Source organism: Streptomyces sp. NPDC002133 (assembly GCF_040296405.1).
In the GTDB taxonomy this organism is placed as follows: domain Bacteria; phylum Actinomycetota; class Actinomycetes; order Streptomycetales; family Streptomycetaceae; genus Streptomyces.
Genome location: NZ_JBEOXF010000006.1, coordinates 185,469 through 207,247 on the forward strand (window position 1 = coordinate 185,469; position 21,779 = coordinate 207,247).

Consider the following 21,779-nt stretch of genomic DNA (forward strand, 5'->3'; position numbering starts at 1 on the left):
CGCCCCGGCCCCAGGACCTCTCCGGCGGATCATGACCTGAGCCACAAGCGGATGGTGGCGGCGGCGCGGGAGTGCTTGAGGCGGTCGATGGTCCGTACGACCTCGTTGCGGCGCCGCAGATCCGAAACACAGGCTGCTGCTGTGCAGCTTTGAGAACGCCCGCTTCGGCGTCGTGCTGGTGTCGTTACCGGGTGACCGCGTCTGATCAGACACGCGTGGCTGGGGAGCCATCGCCGTGATCGTGTCGACTAGTGCGGAGCGGGGCGGTGTTCGGAGTCGAGGGTGGGAACCTCGCGGGGGGCTGCGGTGTATGAGAAGTGAGCGGGGTCGAGGGGCGGGCCCGCCGCAGCCAACAGGGGGAGCGAGCCCATGCGCCTGAACAACTCGTCGGCTCTTGTCGCCTTCACTGCCGTCGTCTGCCTGACGGCGTGCGACACCGATGCGGCCGGGCGGGCCGCGACGAGTCCGTCGTCCCGTGCGGCTGCCCTGCCGTCGTCTCCTCCGCCCGGCATTCCCTCGGCGCCTCGACTCCCTGGCCATGCCGTGTTCGTGGCGTTCGCCGACGAGCACAGCGGATTCGCCGTGATGGGGGAGTGCGCGGGCGAGGAGAACGAGATGGGTACCGAGGACGACCGTGTCTGCCGACAGCACGTGGCGGTCCTGGAGAACGGAAAGTGGCGGTTGGGCACGTCTCCGCTGCCCGATCTGAGCGGTGGCGACGGCTTCGCCGCCGACATTTTCGCGCTGGGCCCGGGCCGGGCGTTGATCACTGCGCGGACGGGCCGGGACCCGGACCTCACCTGGTTCACCGACGACGGCGCCAGGACCTGGAAGAGCGGCACGACGCGGGTCTCCGGCACGGTGCGCGCCGTGCCGGAGTCGGCCCAGCTCACCTGGGACTGCCTGAAGACGAAGGAGGACGGAGACTGCGTCCGTAGCCGGCTCGTGGTGACGATGCCGGACAGCGGCCGACGCAAGGCGCTGGCCGCACAGCCTGCGCTGGCCGGCGTCGTGCTCCCTGCGGGCACGTCGAGCGGTGGCGCGCTATGGGCCTCGGGCCTGGACACCACGACCGGCAAGTCGGCGCTCGCCGTCTCGTACGACCAGGGGCGCACCTGGAGGGCCGAGCAGCTGCCCGGCCCGAAGGCGACGACACCCGGCTGGGGGCTCCGGGTCGTCCAGGGGCATGACTCCCTCTACGCGGCCGAGCCCGGACAGCTACTGGAGGAGGACGAGGTCAAGAACGGTCTGCGGGCGCTCTATCGGAGCACGGACAGCGGCCGCAGCTGGACGCGCGTGTGGACGTACCGCCCCGGACGGGAGCCTTTGTCCATACTCGGGGACCCGGTGGCCGCCACGGACGGGGGCCTGACGATCCATGGCGAACGCGGTGTCTACCGCAGCACGGACGGCGGTCGCAGCTTCCGCAGGACCGCCGGCACCGGCCGGTCGGGAGCGCCGCATCGCACCCCGATCGGCTATCTCGGCACCGGCAGTTCCGGCCAGGGCTCGTACGCGGTCTCCGCCGACGGCATCCACTGGCGCACCTTCACCCTTGGAGACTGAGAAGCGGCCCGTCACCGTGTGATGCGCACCCAGGTGCGGGTGCGATTGTGGCGGCCGACCGCACCGGCGAACGCCGAGAGGCCTGCAAACAGAGCGGCATTCACCCGCGCGCCGGTCCGCACATGCGCTGCAGGGCCGCGCCGTCCTCACCCTCGCACCGCAGCAGGGTCTGCTGAGGGTGACGCAGCGGCTACTGCTGCAGTGCGGCTGGTCAACTTCTCGGCCGTAAACGACCGAGCGTGTTGGCTCTGTCGTTTGCGCCTTGTCGCGCTCCCGACTGCCCCCTACGGCAGGGCGGTCACGGGTCGCATCTACCACCGAAAGGAGGTGTTCAGGTCCTTTGTGGTACGGGTCCGTTGACGAGAACCCACGCCGAGCGTGCACGGTTGCGTACGTTGACCCCGGCGACGTGATCGGCGGGGCCAGCGAGCCCGCACCGACGACAGGAGAAGGTGTCCCGGACGGGACGGTTGTTTCTTGCGGTGTGTCCGCATCTGGGGCACATCTGCGAGGTGTAGTGGGCGTCCACCCAGATCACCGGCACTCCGGCCCGCCGGGCTTTGTAGCGGAGGTGTTCTTCGAGTTGGTGGAACGGCCAGGAGGAGAGCGTGGCCCGCTGGTCGCGGAAAGGCCGTACCCGGTCACGGATGCCACTCAGTTCTTCGAGGGCGATTCCGCGTCCGGTGCGTTGTGCGACGGCCACGATCTCTTTGCTGATCCTGTGGTTGATGTGGGCAGCGTGCCGGGCTTCCTTCTTCGCCCGGCGTTTGGCCCGCCTGGTGGCGGAGCGGGTCTGCTTCGCCTGCAACTCGGCTCGCTTGCGGGCGTGCCAGCGCCGGTAGCGGCCAAGACGACGGCCCTGGTAGTTGGTCCCGTCGGACGTGGTGGCGAGGTTGGTAATCCCCCGGTCCACACCGACCCAGTCCACCGGGTCGGAATTGAGCGGCGCTTCGGGAATCTCGCAGGTGGCGACCAGGAACCACATGCCGTCACGATGGACGAGATCCGACTCGCCCCGCCGGTATTTCTCGAGCATCGCCAACTGGCCGGGGTGCCCGGTGTACCGGACGTTCCTGATCCGCCCGGCCACCGTCCAGATACTCACGGTCCGCGCGTCGTGCTGCCAGGACAGGATCCGGTCGTCATACGGCTGGGCCGCATCAGACCGGAAGACGACCGGCTTCGACTCCGCACGCCTGCGCCGCTTCGATGCGGCCGGGCCGAGGTTCCCCGCCCGGATGTTGGCGCGCAACGTGGCGTAGGCGTCCACGACCTTCTTCACCACCCGCACGGCCGGCTGGGCAGCCAGCCCGAACTCCGCCTTCAAGCGGGCGTACACCAGCTTCTGCAACTCATTACGGGACGTGATGCCCCTCTCCCACGCCACCACCGATGCGGCGTCAGCCGCCCGGTTGCACACGGCCAGGGTCGCCGCCAAAGCCGCCGCCACCTCCGGCGACGGCAACAGCTTCACCTGCACCACAACCTTCACCCCATCAACCTAACCCCCACCACTGACAACAGCCGAAAGTGCAGGTCACGACAGACACGGAGGGAACTCCGCCGCTTCGCGGCTCCGCTCCAAGGACCCATTCCTCCCCGGCCTGAAGGACTCCGATGGCAAATGGACAGGGCGGACATCCCGGCTCTGACTCTGGCTGGGAGTGGATCACTTGACCTGCGGGTCCGTGAGTCATAGCGACCCCCTTGGGCAGCGGTTCGTCCCTTTCCCAACGGAGTCCTGAAGGCCGGGGCCTCCTGGGAGAAATCAGGTGAAGGAGGGAGGTGGAACATCCTGCGTCATCCGGTTGCGGGGGCCGACGCCGCAGGTTGCTGATCGGGGTGCTGGACGAGCGTGGCAGGAAGCGCGACGTAGGCGGTGACGCCCGTGCCTTCGGTGGGGCGCAGCTCGACGTGGGCGCCGAGGCGGGCTGCGAGGGTGCCGACCACGAGGTGGCCCAGGAAGCGGGGTGGGTGCGACCAGGTATGACTCGCTGCCCGACAGGCGGGCGTTGGCATGGGTCAGTTGCTCGGCCGACATGCCGACACCGCGGTCGACGACGGCCAGGCAGTACTCGCCGGCGTCCCGCCACCCGTAGATCTCGACAGGCTGCTTCGGTGGGCTGAACATCAGTGCGTTCTCGATGAGTTCGGCCAGCAGGTGGGACAGTTCGGCGACGACGTGGCCGCGGATGCGGCACTCCTCGACCTCCACGGCGACCACCCGCTGGTACTCCTCGACCTCCGCGACGGCCGACTGGACCACCTCGGTGATGGTGACCGTGCCGGGCCAGCGGCGGGGCGACGACTCCTCGCCTGCGAGGAGGAGGAGCGACTCGGCGTTGCGGCGCATACGGGTGGCGAGGTGGTCGAGTTGGAAGAGCTCGGCGAGCGCGTCCGGGTCGAGCTCCTGGCTCTCCAGGGTGGTGATCAGGACGAGCTGGCGGCGGAGGAGCGCCTGGTTGCGACGGCCGAGGCTGGCCAGCGACTCGGTACTGTTGCGACGCAGTACGGCCTGTTCGGCTGCGAGCCCGACGGCCGTGTGCTCGACGTTGCGCAGAGCGGCGGCGAGCCGGCTGATCTCTCGCGCGTTGCTGCCCGGCAGCTGGGGGCTCTCCGGCTCGGCGGGAAGGGTTTCGTCCGGGTCGGCCTCCTGCATGTGTCGGACCGCGGTGGGCAGTCGGGCGCCGGCGATCTCGTCGGCCTCGTCGGCCAGTGCGCCCAGCGGGCGCGTGATGGAGCGCGCCGAGAACATGGCGAGTGCGGTGGCCACGGCGAGGATCAGCGCGCCCAGCGCGAGGAAGCCGCCGAGCTGGCCGGTGGCCGCGCTGCCGGTCTCGTCCGCCCGGGCGCGTATCTCCTCGCCGACCTTTCGCTGCACGTCGTACAGATCGTCGACGAGCGTCGTCATGGCGGCCCACCAGCGGGACGGGACGACGGAGAGATCCGAACCGTCGGCGCCGCGCTCGGCCTGCGCCTCGAAGGCGACGGCGCGCTTGGCCGCCACCGTTCCGAAGGCGAAGTCGAGCGCGGACTGCTGGGCAGGTGTGGCGAGTTGGGCGAACTGGCCGAGGGCGGCGACCCGGGTCGCGCGTACCTCGGTGAAGTCGGCGTATTCGCCTGACCGGAAGCGGCCCGCCGCGAAGACGCCGTTGAGTGAGCCGCGCTCCAGGGCGACGGCCTCGGTGGCCCGGGAGACGGCCTGGAGCGCCCGTACGCCGTCAGCGATGCGGCGGTCTCCTATGGGCACCGCGCCCGACTTCGCGGGAGTCGACTCCGCGTCGGTCAGCATGGTGATGGCGTCGGTGTAGAAGGTCAGCGTGGGGGCGCGCTCGGCGCTGCCGGCGTCGATATCGCCGCGGGTCGTGTCGAGCTCGGCGAGCGCAAGCAGGGCGTCCGTGACGGCCGACGCGGTGCCGGGTGCCTGATCGGCGCTCTCACTCATGAGCACCGTCCTCAGCTCGGAGCGGACGGCATCGGTACGTTTGCGCTGCGCAGCCACGTCGTCCGCGTACTCCTTCGCGCCGCCCAACAGTCCGTTGGTCAGACCGCGTTCACGCTGCAGCTCACGGACGAGCTCCTGCACGGGCGGGAGTAAGCCGACCTGGCCGGCGGTCTCCCGCGCGGCGGACCAGTCGGCCGCGCGGTCGGCGACACCGAGTCCGGTCACGGCGAGCAGCAGGCAGGTGGGCACGGCCAGCACGATGGCCACGCGGCCACGTATGGAGCCCCAACCGGGGAGGGCACGTGCCTTCGAGGCGTCAGGGCGTCGGAATCGGGCGAGTGCGCCGGCACGGTCGGGCCGGCGGGATGCGGTGGGTAGGTTCCCCGTCATGCCCGGCGACGCTACGGGCACCCGGTTCCGGGAGCGGTTTCCCCTCGGTAAGACATCCGTTCACAGCTTCTCACCCGGCGAGCCGGGGCACCGTGAGGCTCGCTCACGCGTGTGGCAGACCGTTCTCCAGCTTCCCCACCACGGCAAAGGTCTTTGCCGTCTAGCACTACCAGGCTGTGATGGCAGAGGACGCAGACGGAACCCTGCACCGTGCTGCCCGCACTGGGGAACGCCGACCAATCGTCGTGACCCATGAGATCGGCTTCGCGCGCGAGGCCGCCGACACCGTGGTGTTCATGGACGGCGGCGTCGTCGTCGAGCGGGGTCCGCCCGCGGCCGTCCTGGACGACCCGCGGCGCGAGCGCACCCGCGCCTTCCACTCCAAGGTCCTCTGACCAACCCTCAACCCCCATCCCCATCCGATTGGGAGAAGAACGTGTCCGTCCGCTTCGCCCGCCGTACCGCCGCAGCCTCGTTCGGGGCCGCCGCGCTGCTCCTGGCCGCCTGCGCGCAACGAGATCGTCGACAACGGCAGCGATGCGAGGGTCCTGAAGCGCTGGGGCCTGTCCGACGAGGCCGTGACCGGGTCGGAGATCAATCCGCCCGGCCTGCCCAGGACCAACAAGTAGCCGACCGGGCGCGGAGGCCGTGTACGCTCCGCGCCCTTCCTGAGTGACTTCGTGTCCGGACCTGATCGGTCTCGCCGAGCAGGGCGCCCTGCACCTCGTCACCGTCGGCGACTCCCTCGCCCTCCGACCGACGGCAGGGGCTGCCGGCTCGACGACACAGGCTTCTCGCGCGACCAGCGCGCCGAGATCCCGTCCAGGACCGGCTGCGCGAACACGGTCTCCAGCTCCGGTCCTGGCCCAGGACGGCGCACATGTCGACGGTGGCGCCCGACGGGGATTCGGCTCACAGGGCCACCAGGGTTGCCTCGGTCGCTTTGAGGCTGGTCCAGACGGGAGTTCCGTCGGCGAGGCCGAGTTCGGCGACAGCCTGCGGGGTGATCTCCGCGACGAGGTCCGGGGCTTGCTCGGAGGTGATCAGGACGCGTAGCCGGCTTCCACTGGTGGTGATCTCCCGTACCCTGCCGGGCCACACGTTGCGGGGGCTGCCGGTGGGCTTGTCCCGGTGTACCGCGACGGCTTCCGGCGCGATGATCGCGAGTGCGTCGGTGCCGACCGGGAGCTGGTCCGCGACGACGAGCGTGCCGCCGCCGGTGAGTTGGATGCCTTCGGCGGTGGCGGTGCCGGGCCAGGCGTTGCGGCCGAGCATACGGGCGACCCAGGGGGAGCGCGGGTGACGGGTGACGTCGGCGGGCGAGGCGTCCTGCAGGGCACGCCCGTCGTCCAGGACGAGGACCCGGTCGGCGAGAGCCACGGCTTCGACGGGGTCGTGCGTGACGATCAGGCACACGCCGCCGAAGCCGTCGAGATGACGCCGGAGGGTGTGGCGGACGTGGGCACGGGTGGTCTGGTCGAGTGCGGCGAGCGGCTCGTCGAGCAGCAGGAGCCTGGGGCGTGCCGCCAGCGCGCGGGCGAGCGCGACGCGCTGGGCCTGGCCGCCGGACAGCTGCGCGGGCCGGCGGTCGGCGAGGTGCCCGACGCCGAGACGGTCGAGCCACTCCTGTGCCTCGCGGCGGGCCTCGGCGCGCGGGACGCCGTGAGTGCGCAGCCCGTACGCGGTGTTGGCCAGCGCGCTCATGTGCGGGAAGAGGGCACCGTCCTGCGGGACCCAGGCCACGCCCCTGCGGTGCGGAGGGAGTGTCGTGACATCGTCGTCGCCGAGCCGGAGTCCGGCGTGGGCGCGTGGGGTGAGTCCCAGGAGCGCGCGCAGCAGGGTGGTCTTGCCGGCGCCGTTGGGGCCGACGACGGCGATGGTGGTGCCCGGTTCGGCGTCCAGGGTGAGTCGATTGAAGCCGGTGACGTCGGCGTGCAGGGACCAGAGCTCCTGCGGTGCTGTGAGCTCGGTGTGGGCGCGCACGGGGGAGGGGACCGGGGCCGTGTCCGGGTCGGCTTCGACCACCGGGGGCCTGGGTTCGTGCGAGGGGACGGCGGGCGTGCCGGCCCAGCGGCCGCGCAGCGCGATGAGCACCAGCATCGCAATGGCGAGCAGCAGCAGAGAGACCGACGTCGCTGCCTCCGGCTCGTCCTGGAGCAGCAGGTACACCTGCAGCGGCAGCGTCTGGGTGGTGCCGGGGAGGTTGCCGGCGAACGTGATGGTCGCGCCGAACTCTCCCAGCGCACGAGCCCAGGTGAGGGCCGCCCCCGCGATGAGGCCCGGGGCGACCATGGGCATCGTGACGGTGAAGAACACCCGTACCGGCGAGGCCCCGAGGGACGCGGCGGTTTCCTCGTAGCGGGGCCGTAGTCCTCCCAGCGCGCCTTCGAGGCTGATGACGAGGAACGGCATGGCGACGAAGGTCGCGGCGAGGACGGCGCCCGAGGTGTGGAACGGCAGGGTGATGCCGAACGTGTTCTCCAGCCAGGGGCCGAGCACACCGCGGCGGCCGAAGGCGAGCAGCAGTGCCACACCGCCGACGGTCGGTGGCAGCACCATCGGCAGCAGGACCAGGGAGCGTACGAATGCCTTGCCGGGGAACGGGACACGGGCCAGCAGCCACGCCAGCGGTACGCCCAGGACCAGCGACAGGCCGAGCGCCCAGAACGAGACCAGCAGCGAGAGCCGCAGCGCCTCGATGGTTCCCGGCGTCGTGAGGTGGTCCGCGAGTTCGGCCCACCGAGTCCGTACGAGGATCCCGATCAGGGGCAGCAGCAGGAACGCGACGGCCAGCAGTGCGGGGATCGCCAGGGTGACCGGAGTGCGGGGGCCGGGTGCGCGACTACGCATTCGTTTCATCGGAGATCCCTGGGACTCGGGGTGCTGGATGAGGGAAGGGGGCTGCCCGTTCCCCGGAACGGGCAGCCCTCTCACGGCAGTCGCCGGAACTACGGCTGCTGGAAGCCCGCATCCTGCAGGATCTTCTGTGCCTCGGGCGAGGACAGCCACGCGACGAAGGCGGCGGCCGCCTCGGCGTTCTTCGACTGCTTCAGCGTGGCGGCCGGGTACTCGGCGATGGCGTTCTGCGCGTCGGGGATCTCGACCGCGTCGACCTTGTCCGTGGCGGTCTCCGCGTCCGTCTTGTAGACGAGTCCGGCGTCGGCCTCGCCGAGCTCGACCTTGCTCAGCACGGCGCGGACGTTCGGCTCCTGGGAGACCGGCTTCACCGTGATCTTCTGCGCGTCGAGGACCTTCTTGCTGTACTTGCCGGCCGGCACCTCGGGCGCGGCGAGGACGACCTTCAGCTTCGTGTCCGCGAGGTCCTTCAGCTCGTCGACCTTGTGCGGGTTGCCCTTGACGGTGGCGATGACGAGGCGGTTCTTGGCGATGACGGCCGGGGTGCCGGTGTCCGCCTTCACACTGTCCATGCTCTTGGTGTCGGCGGTGACCAGCGCGTCGGCCGGGGCACCCTGCTTCACCTGGGCGACAAGCTCCTGCGACCCGGCGAAGGAGAAGGTTATCTTCGTGCCGGGGTTCTTCTTCTCGTACGCCGTGCCGGCGGTCTTGAAGACGTCGGTCAGTGAAGCTGCTGCCAGCACCGTCAAGTCGGCCTTGGGGGCCCCTGTGGCGGACTCGGTGGCCTTCGCGTTGCCACCCTCCTTCTTGGAGTCGCCGTTGCCGCAGGCGGCAAGGGGGACGAGGAGGGCGGCGGTCAGTACGGCAGTGGCGGCGCGGCGTCTGGTGAACGTGAAGGGCATGAGGGTGGGACTCCTTGAGGACGTGGCCGGTCGGTGCGGTCCGTTGCGGGTGGTGATGAGCCGCGCCGGTGACGGGCGACGCCGCTTGTCGGAGTGAGGCGTCAGGTGCGGTCGATGTGCACGCTGGTCGACTTCACGCGGGCGGTGGCCTGCATGCCTACTTCCAGGCCGAGTTCCTCCACGGCTTCCCGGGTCAGCAGCGATACGAGCCGGTGCGGACCGGCCTGGATCTCGACCTGTGCCGCGACATCGCCGAGCTTGACCGCGGTGACGATGCCGGGAAAGGCGTTGCGGGCCGAGGTGTAGGAGGCGTCCTCCTCGCCGCCGCCGCTCTGGGCGACCTCGATGGAGAAGGCGGCCAGATCACGGCCGTCGATGAGGCGGCGCCCGCTGTCGTCGCGATGGGTCGCGACCCGGCCGGCGTCCGCCCAGCGGCGCGCAGTGTCGGGACTCACGCCGAGCAGACGTGCCGCCTGTCCGATGGTGTAGGACTGCATGTGCGACACGCTAGAGCCACGAAACTGGCATCTGCAACTCTAGATGCGATTATCCATGGCAGATGCCGGTTGCATTGGAGAAAGTTCCAATTGATCGGAGCGGTGATGCGGCCGCCGCGGTGTACAGGCGAGAACCCGCACCTCCGGATCGGATGGCTGATCAAGCCGTAGCGGCCGCACTCAGACGTCTCCACGCGCGTCCAGGAAATGCCATGGGCCGGGGCCCGCGGGATATCGGCCGGCGTGTTGTCGACCGAGGGTGGGCGAGGTTGCAGGCGTCGGCGAGTTCGCTCATCCGCACAGCGGTCTTGGAGGCCTCAGGCAGCGCACGACGGGCGTACTCAGGCAGACGGAGTCCGCCGTCGCGGGCCATGTCCGCGTCGCCCTCGTGCGGCAGCGCCATCGTGACCTGGCCCAGCGCCCGCACGAGCACCTCTTCGGCCTGGTCCAGGGGCCGCGGGGACTGCTCGGGGGACATGCCTCACACTCCGTCTGCTTGACAAGTCAAGCAGATACCGAATCTACTTGTCGCGACAAGCACATGCCTGCGCATTTACATGATTTCGCAAGCTCTGCAACTACATACCTCGCACAAAGGTGTAAAGCATGACGAAGATAGGCATCATCCTCGGAAGCACGCGCCCCGGACGCAACGGCGAGGCCGTGGCCCACTGGGTGCACGAGGTGGCCGCTCAGCGCACCGACGCCGAGTACGAACTCGTCGACCTGCTGGACTACAAGCTGCCGCTCCTGGACGAGCCCGCCCCGGCGGCGATGGGTCAGTACAGCCAGCCGCATACTCACGAGTGGGCCGCAAAGATCGCCTCCTTCGACGGCTTCGTGATCGTGACGCCCGAGTACAACCACTCGGTGCCCGGCGCGCTGAAGAACGCCATCGACTTCCTGTGCGCCGAGTGGAACAACAAGGCCGTCGGGTTCGTCAGCTACGGCTCCACCGGCGGCACCCGCGCCGTGGAGCACCTGCGCCTGATCGCCGGTGAGTTGCAGATGGCGGACGTCCGTTCCCAGGTGGCACTCTCCCTGTTCACCGACTTCGAGAACTTCAGCGTCTTCAAGCCCGTCGACGCCCAGGCCGACGCCCTCACGAGCACGCTGGACCAGGTCGTCGCCTGGAGCAAGGCCCTCGCACCGCTGCGCGCCAACTGACGCGAGGAACCACGAGACGGCCAGCCCGTGCCCCGCACCAGCGCATGACGCCGGTGCGGGGCACGGCCCGCGCCTACCCGCCGCCCGTTACCGGAAATGAGAAGCCTTTTAATGACCAACCGAGCTCCGTCCCCTGCGGGTGGGCACCCGATCACGCTCGGCCTGGACACGTTCGGCGACGTGACCGACGATGCCCAGGGCCGGCCACTGTCGCACGGTGAGACAATCCGCAATCTGGTGGCCGAAGGTGTCCTCGCCGACCAGGTCGGGCTCGACCATTTCGCGATCGGGGAGCACCACACCGACTGGATGCCTCTGTCCGCGGCCGACGTGGTCCTCGCGGCGATCGCGTCGCGCACCTCGCGCATACGGCTCGGCTCCGGTGTCACCGTCATCAGCTCGGACGATCCCGTTCGCGTCTACCAGCGCTACGCGACGCTCGACGCCGTGTCGAACGGCCGTGCCGAGTTGATTCTCGGCAGAGGTTCGAGCACCGAGTCGTTCCCGCTGTTCGGCTATGACCTGGGCGACTACGACATTCTCTTCGAGGAAAAGGTCAACCTCTTTGCCGAACTGCGCAAGGAGAAGCCCGTCTCCTGGTCGGGCCGCACCCGGCCGGCCCTCGAGGACCAGCCCGTCTACCCCTACAGCGAATCCGGAGCGATCCCGACCTGGATCGGCGTCGGCGGCAATCCGGAGTCCGTCGTCCGCGCCGCACGCTACGGATTCCCGCTGATGCTCGCGATCATCGGCGGTCCGACGGCACGGTTCGCTCCCTTCGGACAGCTCTTCCGGCAGGCGCTGGAGAAGTTCGGTCAGCCGGACCAGCCTGTCGGCGTGCACAGTCCGGGGCATGTGGCAGCGACCGACGAGCAGGCCGTGGACGAATTCTGGCCCTACTACGAGAAGGCCATCCGCAAAGTGGCTCAACAACGGGGATTCCGCGCCCCGACCTTCGAGCAGTTCATGCACGACGTCGGTACCGGAGGGGCACTGTTCGTCGGCTCGCCCGAAACGGTGGCACAGAAGATCGTCACCACCCTCCGGGAACTGGGCGCCCACCGTTTCGACCTCAAGTACGGGATGGACGGTCTTCCGCACGAGGCGCTCATGACCAACATCGAGCTCTTCGGTACGAAGGTGGCTCCCCGTGTGCGCGAGCTGATGGCCTCGTGAGCGACGTCGAGTTCACGCCGGCAGCCCCTGCGGCAAAGGACGCCGGCACGTCGTCACCGGGAGTGGCGGAGGTCATGCACCCACGGATGGTCCCGCTCGGGGGCCCACGTGCCCATCCGGTCCGACGGACGCTGCCGCAGCGCCGGCGATCGCTGATCGGAGCGTGGTGCTTCGCCGACCACTACGGCCCCACCACGATCGACGCCGCCAGGGCCATGGACCTGCCCGGTCACCCGCACACCGGTCTCCAGACCGTTTCCTGGCTGTTCACCGGCACCCTCGAACACCGGGACACCATCGGGTCGCGCGCACTGATCCGGGCCGGCGAGATGAATCTCATGACCGCAGGCCGGGGCATCGCCCATGCCGAGCACACCACCTCGGACACCACGACCCTGCACGGTGTGCAGTTGTGGATCGCCCTCCCGGAGCACGACCGTTTCGCCGAACCTCGCTTCGAGTCCTACGCGCCCGAGCCCGTCACCGTCGGGGAAGCCCGGATGCGCGTCTTCCTCGGCTCCCTGGCCGGCTCGGCCTCACCTGTCCGCACGAGCACGCCGCTTCTCGGAGCGGAGCTGGAGATCGCCCCGAAAGCGGTGGTGCGGCTGGAGGTGGACCCGTCCTTCGAGCACGGGATCCTGGTCGACTCCGGCGACATCACCGCCGGTGGGGTCGCCGCCACCGACGCACAACTGCTGTACCTGCCCACCGGAGCGGGATCCCTGACGATCGAGACGGGTGACCGGCCGGTCCGTGCTGTGCTGCTCGGAGGGGAGCCGCTCAACGAGCGCATCGTCATGTGGTGGAACTTCGTCGGCCGCAGTCACGAGGAGATCGTCACGTTCCGGTCGCAGTGGCAGCAGCAGATGACCGGTGATCACTACGAGGCAGGGCCGTACGGACGCTTCCCCGAGGAGTGGGCCACCGTGCTCCCGGCGCCCGAACTGCCCAACGCGCAGTTGAAGCCCCGGATGTGATGGCCCGGACAGGACGGTGACGTCGTTGCCGCGTGGTTCCACCGGCCTTCGGACCCGGAGACGGCCATCCCGTCGGCTGTGTCCGGAATGGCTCCTGGATCCAAGCCGTCGAATCCGAGGGCTCCGTCGGCAGCGATCACGCTGTTGAACCGGGGGAGATCTCCGAGCACATGGGGACCTGGGTCGAGCATCCGCTTGACGTCACAGCGCTCCTGGGCCGGTTCGGTCGTCCCCTCGCGGAGACAGTGCGCCGGCGCGAGTGCCGTCGGCTGCCCGCCCCGGTCTGCCGGCTTCTGCCGGCGAGCGGTGATCCCGGCCGTCCCTGGAACGCTGTCGGTGCCGTGGAACGGCAGGCAGGCCGCTGGTCCTGCTCGCCCGAGAGCGGGCTCGGGGCCGGCGGGCCGACGTCATCCCCTTCGCAGGACCCCCGTGACACGGCCTGATGAGGAGCCGACCTCGGAGCCCAGCGGATATTGCCGCCGGGCGTGCCCGGCCGGGCGGCTTCTGGGGTGGCCGGCAGGCGGCGATGCAGGCCGACGGTCGCAGTGTGGACGGTTGCGGGTTCCAGCGGGTCCTCTCATCCGGATGTCGGGATCCGCCGGTTGGGACCGGGGACCACGAGCGCGTCGGCCAGGCCCGCAGTGCGTGCGACCGGTCGCAGAGGGCCCGGGTCGGCGAACGGCGCCGGGCGGGGCCGCCGGCTGCGGCCCCGCCCATGCGCGTGCTGTGTCACGTGACGTCAGCGCAGGCCGAAGGCCCGGGTGATCGTCTGCGAGACGCTGTTGTCGGCGCTGTCCCGGGCGGTGACCCGCAGGGTGACGAAGCCGGCCGTCTTCGGGGCCTTGAGGCTCGTCCGCCATCCGTCACCGGCACGGTCCAGGTCGGCCCGCTGCCAGGTCGCCCCGTCGTCGTACGAGATCTCGACGGAGAGCTTCCCGATGGCGGCGGTCGTGCCGGGCAGGTGCGATGCGGTCACCGTGAGCTTGGCACGCCGGTCCGCCCGGCCCGCCTTGTCGGTGTCCACGCCGTAGTCGAGCTGGATCAGCGGCAGGGACTCCACCGACTCGGCCTTGGTGGCCGCGGAGGTGAAGTTCCACTCGGTCAGCGTGTGCGTCGAGTACGGGTGGGTCCAGGCGCCCCGGTCGTTGTCGACCACCAGCCGGTAGGGCAGCCGCTCCGCGGCGAGCCTCGGAACCGGCAGGAACTCGGCGTTGCCCCAGTCGAGTTGGCGGTCACCCTGGTAGAGCGACATCCAGTTCTTGACGTCGTAGTTGCCGCGGGTCCCACCGACATGGCCGGCGCCGGAGTCGCCCCAGCCGGGGGCGGGGATGTACACAGTGTCGAGGTAGCGCACCGGTTGGGAGCTGACCGGGCCCATTCGGGGTCGCTGGATCGGTCCGAACCAGTTGACCTTGCTGGTCTCACCGGCCGGGTAGCGCAGGGTTGCGATCGACTCCTGCCCGGTCTCCGTGGGGATGATGGCGCTCTCGTACCAAGCGCGGTCGGAGGTGACCCAGTCGGTCCGCTCTCCCTGGGCGGGAGCGATGACCTGGTTTCCGGCGGTCCAGCCCTGCCACACGTCGTAGCGGAACTCGTTCGCCTTGCCTGGACGGTGGTTGCGGAACGAGACGTCCACCCGGCTCAGGTCGCGCGGCTCCACCCGCCAGGTCGGGTTCGTCGGGACGGCGCCGGTCCAGTGGTGCACGACGTCGTAGAGGTATTCGGTGGTGGGATGCGAGGTGACCTTCAACTCGACGGATCCGCGCTGGAGCGCGTCGATCAGATCGTCGCCCTGGTCGGCGTTGAGTGTCGCGACCGTCAGCGGGGCCGGGCTCTCCGGGCTCCACGGGGTCTCGTCCCAGGGCCGCAGCCGGCCGACGCCGTCGTGGGCGACCAGGAGCATCTGCGCGCCCGCCGCCGCGGCGGCATCCGCCTGCTCCTTGATCGTGACGGAGTCGCTGCGCCGCACCACCACGGCCTTGCCGCGCACGCCCTTGCGGGCAAGCGTCTCGGCCGCACCCTCGTCGGCGAAGACCGCCGTCAGGGTCCGGGTGCCGGCAGGCAGCGGCTTCGCCGCACGCTTGACCAGCGGGTCGTCGAAGGTCTCCGACTTCGTGCCCACGGTCAGCGCCGGCTGCTCGAGGCGGAAGCGGGCGCCGAATTCGAACTTGCCGTCGGTGACCTTCTCACCGGTCGGCAGCGCCCAGATGCTGTCGTAGGTCTCGTTGGGCATCGTGGAGGACTCGACCAGGCTGTCGGTGAACGACCGGTGGATGTCCAGTCGCGGAGCGACCGCGGTGGTCTGCCTCGGCGCGTGGGCGAGGATCTGACGGGCCTTCCGGCCGTCCAGGGTGACGGTACGGTCCTGGTCCAGCTTGACGTCGTTGAAGGCGAGCGTCGCCATGCCCAGCGAGTGCGGCCCGTTGGCCCCCCGCACATCGGCGGTGAGCCATCCGCTGTAGCTGCCGACCGGCAGCCGTGCGGTGCCGGTGCCGGACTCGTCGAGAAACACCACCGTGAACAGGCGGTGAGCGGTGAGGACGACCCTGCCGGACAGCGGCTTGCCCGCCCGGTCCTTCGCGACGATGGTCAGGTTCTGCCGCTGCCCCTCCTTCGCCGCGCCGATCAGGGTCCTGGCCCGGACCTTTCCGGTGCCGTCCTTGCCGATGACCATGCCGCTGATCTGCTGGTCCGTGGGCAGCCGGTCCAGGACCGCGGTCAGGAGGACCGAGGTGGTGCCGTGGGCGGGAACGGTGACCTTGTCCTCGGAGAGGGTGAACAGCCCCGCCGGGGCGGCCGCGTCGATCGCCAGGTCGAGGCTGACCGGGGCGTCGCCGGTGTTGGTGTACACCACCTTCCGGACGTCGGTCTCTCCCGGCTCGTGGGGCCAGGCGCTGAAGCCGGAGAAGGCGCTGACGGTCGCGAACACCGAGGTGTTCACCGCCGCCAGGGCGTCGAGCCGCCCGCCGCCCGCCTGGTACGGGGTGTACGACGGGGTGGCCTTGGCACTGCTGACCAGTGCCTCCTTCAGCTGCACGCCGGTCCAGTCGGGGTGGACGGCGGCCAGCAGCGCGGCGGCGCCGGCGACGTGCGGCGTCGCCATCGACGTACCGCTCATCGTGGTGTAGTAGCCCGAGCCTCGCCGGTGGTGGGAGCGGGCCGCGAGGATGTCGACGCCGGGCGCGGTGATTTCGGGCTTCAGCCCGAAGTCACCGACACGCGGGCCCGTGCTGGAGAAGTCGGCGAGCTGGTCCGCGGAGTCGACGGCGCCGACGGTCAGCGCGGAGTCCGCGGCACCGGGGCTGCTGATGGACTGCGGGCCTCCGTTGCCCGCTGCGATGACGAACAGCGCACCGGTCTCCGCGCTCAGCCGGTCGACGGCCTGGCTCATCGGGTCGGTGGCGTCGCCGCCGCCGCCGAGGCTCATGCTGACGATCTTGGCCTGCTGGTCCCGGGCGGCCCATTCCATGCCCGCGATGATCCAGGACTCCTGGCCGCCGCCGTTCTGGTCGAGCACCTTGCCGATCTCCAGCCGGGCGCCGGGGGCGACACCGCGCTCCTTGCCTTCGGAGGCGCTGCCGGTGCCGGCGACCGTCGAGGCGACGTGCGTGCCGTGACCGTGGTAGTCGGAGATCTCCGGCTCGTGCGGGATGAAGCTGGCGCTGTCGTCGACCTGCTCGGCCAGGTCGGGGTGTTCGAGGTCCACACCGGTGTCGAGGACCGCGACCTTGACGTCCTTGCCGGTGTTGCCCTCCGCCCAGACCTGCTGCGCGCCGATCTGCGCGGTCGAGTCGGACAGGTCGGCCTTGACCTTGCCGTCGAGCCACACCTTGGCGATACCGGCCGCGAAAGCCGGCTTCGCCGAACGGGCGGATGCCGAGCCCGAACCGCCGGTGAGCGCGGACCAGAACGCCGGAGCCTGCTCGCGGTTCTGCGCGACGGCCGCGCCCTGCATGCTGTTCAGCCGGCGGACGACCTTCGAGCCGGCCATCTTGGGCTGGGTCCGGGACTTGGCCGCGGCGTCGGTGTAGCTCACGATGAGCGGCAGCCGGTCGGCGTGCGCGTCGTCGTAGCCGTCGGCGATCAGCTGCGTCACGTTGAACAGCCGCTTGTCCAGCTTCCCCGCGGCGACGTACGGCATGACCGAGTCGGGGTAGACGTACGTCGCGCCGTCGATGACGGTGCGGTGGAAACCCGTGGCGGCTCCGTTCGCGCCTTCGAAGGAGCGGACGACCGTGCCGTCGGCGGCGGTGCCGATCGTCACCTTGTCACCGGTGATCAGGGTGACGGTGTGTGTGCTGCCTTTGCCGGGTGGCTGGAGTGCGGCTCCGGCGGGTGGCACCGGACCGGCCGGGTCCGCGGATACCGCGGCGGTGGCTGGTATGACCCCGAGTGCCAGGGCGGCGACCACGCCGAGCGCGACCGGCCCGGGGCGGGGGATGGGGAGCATGGACAAGGAGACCCCTCAAGCGCTGCGAAGAGTGGAAGAGCATTGATCATCCGGGCCACCTTCGACCATGCTCAATAGGCCGGTGCTGTCGCTCTTATGACATGGCGCAGGTACGTCACCGCGGGGATGGACCGTCGGGGCACCTTGCCGGCACGACCTGATGACCGGCTGGAGGACCTCCGTTCGTCCCGCGGTGCCCACGTTGTCGGCCAAGGCCCGCGCGAGGATGTCACCAGCTCCTCGTACAGGCCCGACTCCTCGTGCAGGCCCCCTCCTCGGTCTGAACCAGGCCGGTTCGCCGCAGATTCGGGCCGGTCCGGTCGTCGTCAGTACAGACCTGCGGGGGTCTCCGACGCCGGCAACCGCCGGCTGCACCACCCGTGAACCGCCGACGAGCACGGCCGCGTCCGCGTCCTCGTCGTTCACGTCGAGCAGGAGCGTGCGCACGTCTCAAGACCCTCGTCGACCTTCAGATCGGCGTCTCTGCGGACGGTTGCGACGACGTTCCAGCCTTCCGAGACGCACTTCTCGACGGAGGCCCGGACCTTGCCGGAGGGGGCCGGTGATGACCACAGTGCGGTTCATGAAGGGTGGCTACGCCTCGATGCGGTCCCTGGAGTGGCACGCCCGCCTCGGCGTCGACGCGACCGCCCGGCACGTCACCGGGCGAGACCCCGCCGCACACCGCCGTCGGTGAACCTTTGCGCATCGGCGTCAAAGGTGAAGTCGAGTACCGCAGACCGGCACGCACCCCGAGTGCTCTACAGGTGCGACACAGCCCGAAAAGGGCGACCGTGGTGTAGGTGGCCGGTTGGCGCGGAGGACGCACCATGGCGCACAGCCCCCGTCCCTTGACCAGGTGTGATCGTTGTCCGCGGCGGTGGGCACGACCGAGTCCTGGTTTCAGCAGCGCGGTGCTCCTGTCGAAGGTCGCCAGGAACGCTGCGCACGCGCGCGCCCACGCCGAATTGAACGACTTCAAGAGCTCTTCTCACTGGGATCCGAGCCCGCGCCGACCCTGGGATACCGCGCGCCGCGATTCAGCCGTTGAGCAGATCGGGGCGACCGGCATGAGGCTGAAGGCGTACAGAAATGGCGGTCCAAGGGGCACGGAATCCGCGCCAGGCGTGATGTCGACGAGCACGACAGTGGAGGAACCATGAGCACAGCGAGATCTGTATCGCCCGGCCACCGCGACCCGGCGCTGCTCGGGCAGACCGTTGTCGTCATCGGCGGGAGCGCCGGCATCGGGCTGGCGACGGCAGGGCACGCACGCGCTGAGGGGGCAGACGTCATTCTGACCGGCCGGAACCCCGACCGGTTGCGGAGCGCGGCGACGGACGTCGACGCGGTCGACACCGCCGTCTTCGACGCGAACGACCCGGTGTCGTTGGAGCGGTTCTTTCAGGAGCTGCCGGAGCAGATCGACCACGTGATGGTCACGGCCGGACACCCGACCTACGGGCCGCTCCTCGAGATGGACCCGGATCAGGCGCGCCGGGCGATCACCGGGCACATGGTGCTGGCGCTCGAGGTCGCGCGCCACGCCGTCGGCAAGGTGCGCCCCGGCGGCACGCTGCTGTTCATGAGCGGCACCGGCGCCCGGCGGATGGGTCCCGGTCTCGGGATCGCGCCGACGGTCACCGCCGCTCTGCCGGTGCTCACGGCCGGCCTCGCGCTCGAGCTCGCGCCGGTCCGGGTCAATCTCATCGCAGCAGGCTTCGTCGACACTCCATTGTCGGCAAGGCTCCTCGGCGACGACCTCGACGCCCGTCGCGAGGAACTACGAGCCAGGCTGCCGATCGGCCGCGTTGTCGGACCGGACGATGTCGCGGCCCTCGCCGTTCACATCATGACCAACACCGCCCTGACGGGCGCCACCTACGACGTCGATGGTGGACAGCAACTCGTCGGCTGAGAACAGGGGCGGAAATCACCGCCGGGGGCGGCGGGCCGGTGGTGACCCGGTGTGTGCGGGGGCGGTCAGGCCAACTGGCTTGTGCTGGTGGGCGATCGGGGTCATGTGGAGAGGGCCGACGCCCCTGTCGCCTGTTCTGCCCAGACGGTCTTTCCCTGCGCCTGGTAGCGGGTGCCCCACTGGTCGGCGAGGCTCGCGATGATGAACAGTCCGCGGCCTGTCTCGTCGATGGTGCGGGCGTGTTTCACGTGCGGAGCGCTGGGAGCGGTGTCGCTGACCTCGCAGGTCAGCATCCGGTCGAAGATCAGACGTAGTTGCAGGGGTGGAGCGCCGTAGCGGATCGCGTTGCCGACGAGTTCGCTGACGATGAGTTCGGTGGTGAACGCGGTTTCCTCGTCCACACCCCAGGTCTCCAGTTGGCGGCGGGCCGCTGCGCGGGCGATCGGTGCGGCCTCGGGGTCCGCGGGTAGCGAGCGGGTCAGTACCCGATCCGTGGGCAGCGCCTTTGTGCGGGCGAGCAGCATCAGCGTCTCGCCGGTCCCGTGGCTGTTTGTGAGTGCGTGCGCGATGTCGTCGCTCAGGTTGGGCAGGGGCTTTGTGCCGGCGCCGTCCAGGAGTGGACGTAGTGGACCGGATGGCGCCAGGAACATATCGGCGAGCGCGGCCGTGCCCATCGCGAGGACGCTTCCCTCGGGGAGGTCGACGGTGGTCGCGGGGAAGGGGGCGGTGTCCCTTCCGGCGAGTGGGGGACCTGGGGGCACGGCCAGGCCGGCCGAGGTGCCGTCGGGGAATACGGCGACTGGCTCCGGGAGACCGGCGCGGGCGATGGTGCAGGTGAGATCGACCGGGTCGTAGATCGCGATGGCGCAGCGGGCGGTGAGCGGCTCACGGTTGAGGGGATCCGTGGGAGGCAGCGCGGCGCGCGCGGCGGCGAGACGGGCTGTGGTGTCGCTCAAGCGGGCCAGCAGCTCGTCGGGCTGCAGGTCCAGGGCGGCGAGTGTATGGACGGCCGTCCGCAGGAGTCCCATCATGATGGCGGCGGGAATGCCCTGCCCTGCCACGTCGCCGACGATCAACGCGGTCCGTGCGCCGGGCAGCGCGATCGTGTCGAACCACGCCCCGCCGCCCTCCGGGCAGGGAAGGTGCAGTGGGGAGATCTCCACGGTGGGTTGTGGGGCCGGTTGCTGGGGGAGAAGCCTGCGCTGGACGGTCGACGCGATAATCCACTCGCGCATGTACTGACGGGCGTAGCCGACGCAGAGCGCAGCGTGCGCACACATCGCGGACGCCACCGCGACGTCATCCTCATCGAAGGGGTCTTCATGCTGGTGGCGGTAGAAGCTGACCACGCCCAGCGCCTGACCGTGCAACACCAGCGGTGCCACGATCAGGGAATGCGCACCGGACCTCCTGACGGCGTCGGCCCGGGCCGGATCGGCTGCCAGCCACGAGGTGTCCTCCGCGAGCGAGACGAGGCGCGGCCGAAGGTCGGACAGGACGTGCGCGAAGGGGCTGCCCGTTGGCAAGGGGCCCACGTCTCCGACCGGGTGGGCCGGGACGTGGCCCTTGAAGGCTGCTCGGCGCAGCGGCACGTTCCGGTGGACGGGGACCAGGGGAGGCTCCTCGCCGCGGACGACGTCTTCGACCACCTCGACATCGGCGATGCCCGCGAAGGCGGGCACTACCGCATCCACCAGCTCCTGGCAGACATTCATCACGTTCCGCCGGTGTCCCACTCGTGTGCGGACCATGTCCAGGAGGGCCAGGCGGTTCTGTGCGTTCTCGCGCTCGGTGACGTCTACCGTGGAAGCAACCAGTCCGAGCACATCGCCGTGGGAGCCCTCCAAGCGGAAGTAGGAGACGGAGTGGAGTCGCCGCTTGCGTAGGCCTGGTGCCTTGACGCCCCGGACGAGCCGGTTCACCACCGGCGCTCCGTTCTCCAGGACCCTGCGTGCCACGGCGGCTTCTTCCTCGGGGTCTTCGAGTTCACACGCCTCGGTGAATTGCTTGCCCAGGAGATCCCTCACCGGCGTGTCATGCGGGGCGCGGGTGGCGCTGCCCATACGCACCACGCGCAGCTGGTCGTCGAGCACGTGCAGCACCACCGGTGACTGAGTGAACATGGCCTTCAGGATCGCCACGTCCTGTCGTGACACGGTGTCTCCTGCCGCGAGCACCTGCCAGACCACGGAGGTACCTCGCATCACCGGCTTGACCAGCACCGCGGCCGCATCCGGGAGCCTTTCCCGCCGCCATTCGTCGTCAGCGGCGACCACCCGCATGAGCGCGGTCACCGACTGGCCGACCGCTTGTTCGGCGGACCACCCGAACAGTTCCTCCGCCGGACGCCCCCACTCGACCACCCGGCCACTCTCATCGATGAGTACGAGCACGTCACCGCTGGGCATTCGAAAACACCTCCGCCTCCATCCTTG

14 protein-coding genes and 2 pseudogenes are annotated in these 21,779 nt (G+C 69.9%); 8 read left to right on the forward strand and 8 right to left on the reverse strand.

From position 1 onward, the window contains the following. Nucleotides 1-369 precede the first annotated feature (369 nt). The gene (locus ABT078_RS10310) at nt 370-1,566 is read left to right on the forward strand and encodes a WD40/YVTN/BNR-like repeat-containing protein (protein ID WP_351225888.1); all 1,197 of its coding nucleotides are present in this window, start codon (nt 370-372) and stop codon (nt 1,564-1,566) included. Nucleotides 1,567-1,897: 331 nt separating this feature from the next. On the opposite strand, the gene ABT078_RS10315 is transcribed toward ABT078_RS10310, so the two are convergent. Together ABT078_RS10315 and ABT078_RS10320 are read right to left on the reverse strand one after the other, a co-directional pair. After that, nucleotides 1,898-3,058, reverse strand: a complete 1,161-nt coding sequence (locus ABT078_RS10315; protein ID WP_351225890.1) for an RNA-guided endonuclease InsQ/TnpB family protein — start codon at nt 3,056-3,058, stop codon at nt 1,898-1,900. A gap of 276 nt (nt 3,059-3,334) precedes the next feature. Next, a complete protein-coding gene (locus ABT078_RS10320; RefSeq protein WP_351225892.1) occupies nt 3,335-5,278 on the reverse strand; it encodes a sensor histidine kinase in 1,944 nt (647 codons plus the stop codon). A 362-nt stretch (nt 5,279-5,640) separates the two neighbouring features. On the opposite strand from ABT078_RS10320, the pseudogene ABT078_RS10325 reads away from it, so the two are divergent. Both ABT078_RS10325 and ABT078_RS10330 read left to right on the forward strand, forming a co-directional pair. After that, nucleotides 5,641-5,796, forward strand: a pseudogene (locus ABT078_RS10325) (ectoine/hydroxyectoine ABC transporter ATP-binding protein EhuA); the annotation flags it as partial. A gap of 111 nt (nt 5,797-5,907) precedes the next feature. Then, a pseudogene (locus tag ABT078_RS10330) lies at nt 5,908-6,030 on the forward strand (ABC transporter substrate-binding protein); the annotation flags it as partial. Between the two features lie 283 nt (nt 6,031-6,313). On the opposite strand, the gene ABT078_RS10335 reads toward ABT078_RS10330, so the two are convergent. From ABT078_RS10335 to ABT078_RS10350, 4 genes are all read right to left on the reverse strand, one after another. Then, nucleotides 6,314-8,260 carry an ABC transporter permease gene (locus ABT078_RS10335; RefSeq protein ID WP_351225894.1) on the reverse strand — a complete coding sequence of 649 codons (1,947 nt, stop codon included), beginning with the start codon at nt 8,258-8,260 and terminating at the stop codon, nt 6,314-6,316. Between the two features lie 89 nt (nt 8,261-8,349). Next, nucleotides 8,350-9,159, reverse strand: coding sequence for a molybdate ABC transporter substrate-binding protein (gene modA / locus ABT078_RS10340; protein ID WP_351225896.1), 810 nt, complete (start codon nt 9,157-9,159; stop codon nt 8,350-8,352). Nucleotides 9,160-9,260: 101 nt separating this feature from the next. Then, nucleotides 9,261-9,656 carry a TOBE domain-containing protein gene (locus ABT078_RS10345; RefSeq protein ID WP_351225898.1) on the reverse strand — a complete coding sequence of 132 codons (396 nt, stop codon included), beginning with the start codon at nt 9,654-9,656 and terminating at the stop codon, nt 9,261-9,263. 160 nt (nt 9,657-9,816) lie between these two features. Then, a complete protein-coding gene (locus ABT078_RS10350; protein ID WP_351225900.1) occupies nt 9,817-10,134 on the reverse strand; it encodes a hypothetical protein in 318 nt (105 codons plus the stop codon). Nucleotides 10,135-10,262: 128 nt separating this feature from the next. Between ABT078_RS10350 and ABT078_RS10355 the strand changes: the two genes are divergently transcribed. From ABT078_RS10355 to ABT078_RS10365, 3 genes are all read left to right on the forward strand, one after another. Then, nucleotides 10,263-10,823 carry an NADPH-dependent FMN reductase gene (locus tag ABT078_RS10355; RefSeq protein ID WP_351225902.1) on the forward strand — a complete coding sequence of 187 codons (561 nt, stop codon included), beginning with the start codon at nt 10,263-10,265 and terminating at the stop codon, nt 10,821-10,823. Between the two features lie 111 nt (nt 10,824-10,934). Then, the gene (locus tag ABT078_RS10360) at nt 10,935-11,999 is read left to right on the forward strand and encodes an LLM class flavin-dependent oxidoreductase (RefSeq protein WP_351225904.1); all 1,065 of its coding nucleotides are present in this window, start codon (nt 10,935-10,937) and stop codon (nt 11,997-11,999) included. Continuing rightward, a complete protein-coding gene (locus tag ABT078_RS10365; protein ID WP_351225906.1) occupies nt 11,996-12,976 on the forward strand; it encodes a pirin family protein in 981 nt (326 codons plus the stop codon). Before ABT078_RS10360 ends, ABT078_RS10365 begins: the two co-directional genes overlap by 4 nt. Nucleotides 12,977-13,715: 739 nt before the next feature. Here the strand turns inward: ABT078_RS10365 and ABT078_RS10370 are convergent. Further along, the gene (locus ABT078_RS10370) at nt 13,716-17,426 is read right to left on the reverse strand and encodes a S8 family serine peptidase (protein WP_351226026.1); all 3,711 of its coding nucleotides are present in this window, start codon (nt 17,424-17,426) and stop codon (nt 13,716-13,718) included. 565 nt (nt 17,427-17,991) lie between these two features. Between ABT078_RS10370 and ABT078_RS10375 the strand changes: the two genes are divergently transcribed. Together ABT078_RS10375 and ABT078_RS10380 are read left to right on the forward strand one after the other, a co-directional pair. Next, nucleotides 17,992-18,123: a PmrA gene (locus ABT078_RS10375; protein ID WP_351225908.1), complete on the forward strand. Its 132-nt coding sequence runs from the start codon at nt 17,992-17,994 to the stop codon at nt 18,121-18,123. 462 nt (nt 18,124-18,585) lie between these two features. Further along, entirely contained in the window at nt 18,586-19,344 is a 759-nt protein-coding gene (locus tag ABT078_RS10380) for an SDR family oxidoreductase (protein WP_351225910.1), read from the forward strand. Between the two features lie 101 nt (nt 19,345-19,445). On the opposite strand, the gene ABT078_RS10385 is transcribed toward ABT078_RS10380, so the two are convergent. Then, nucleotides 19,446-21,752, reverse strand: a complete 2,307-nt coding sequence (locus tag ABT078_RS10385) for an ATP-binding SpoIIE family protein phosphatase (protein WP_351225912.1) — start codon at nt 21,750-21,752, stop codon at nt 19,446-19,448. Nucleotides 21,753-21,779 lie beyond the last annotated feature (27 nt).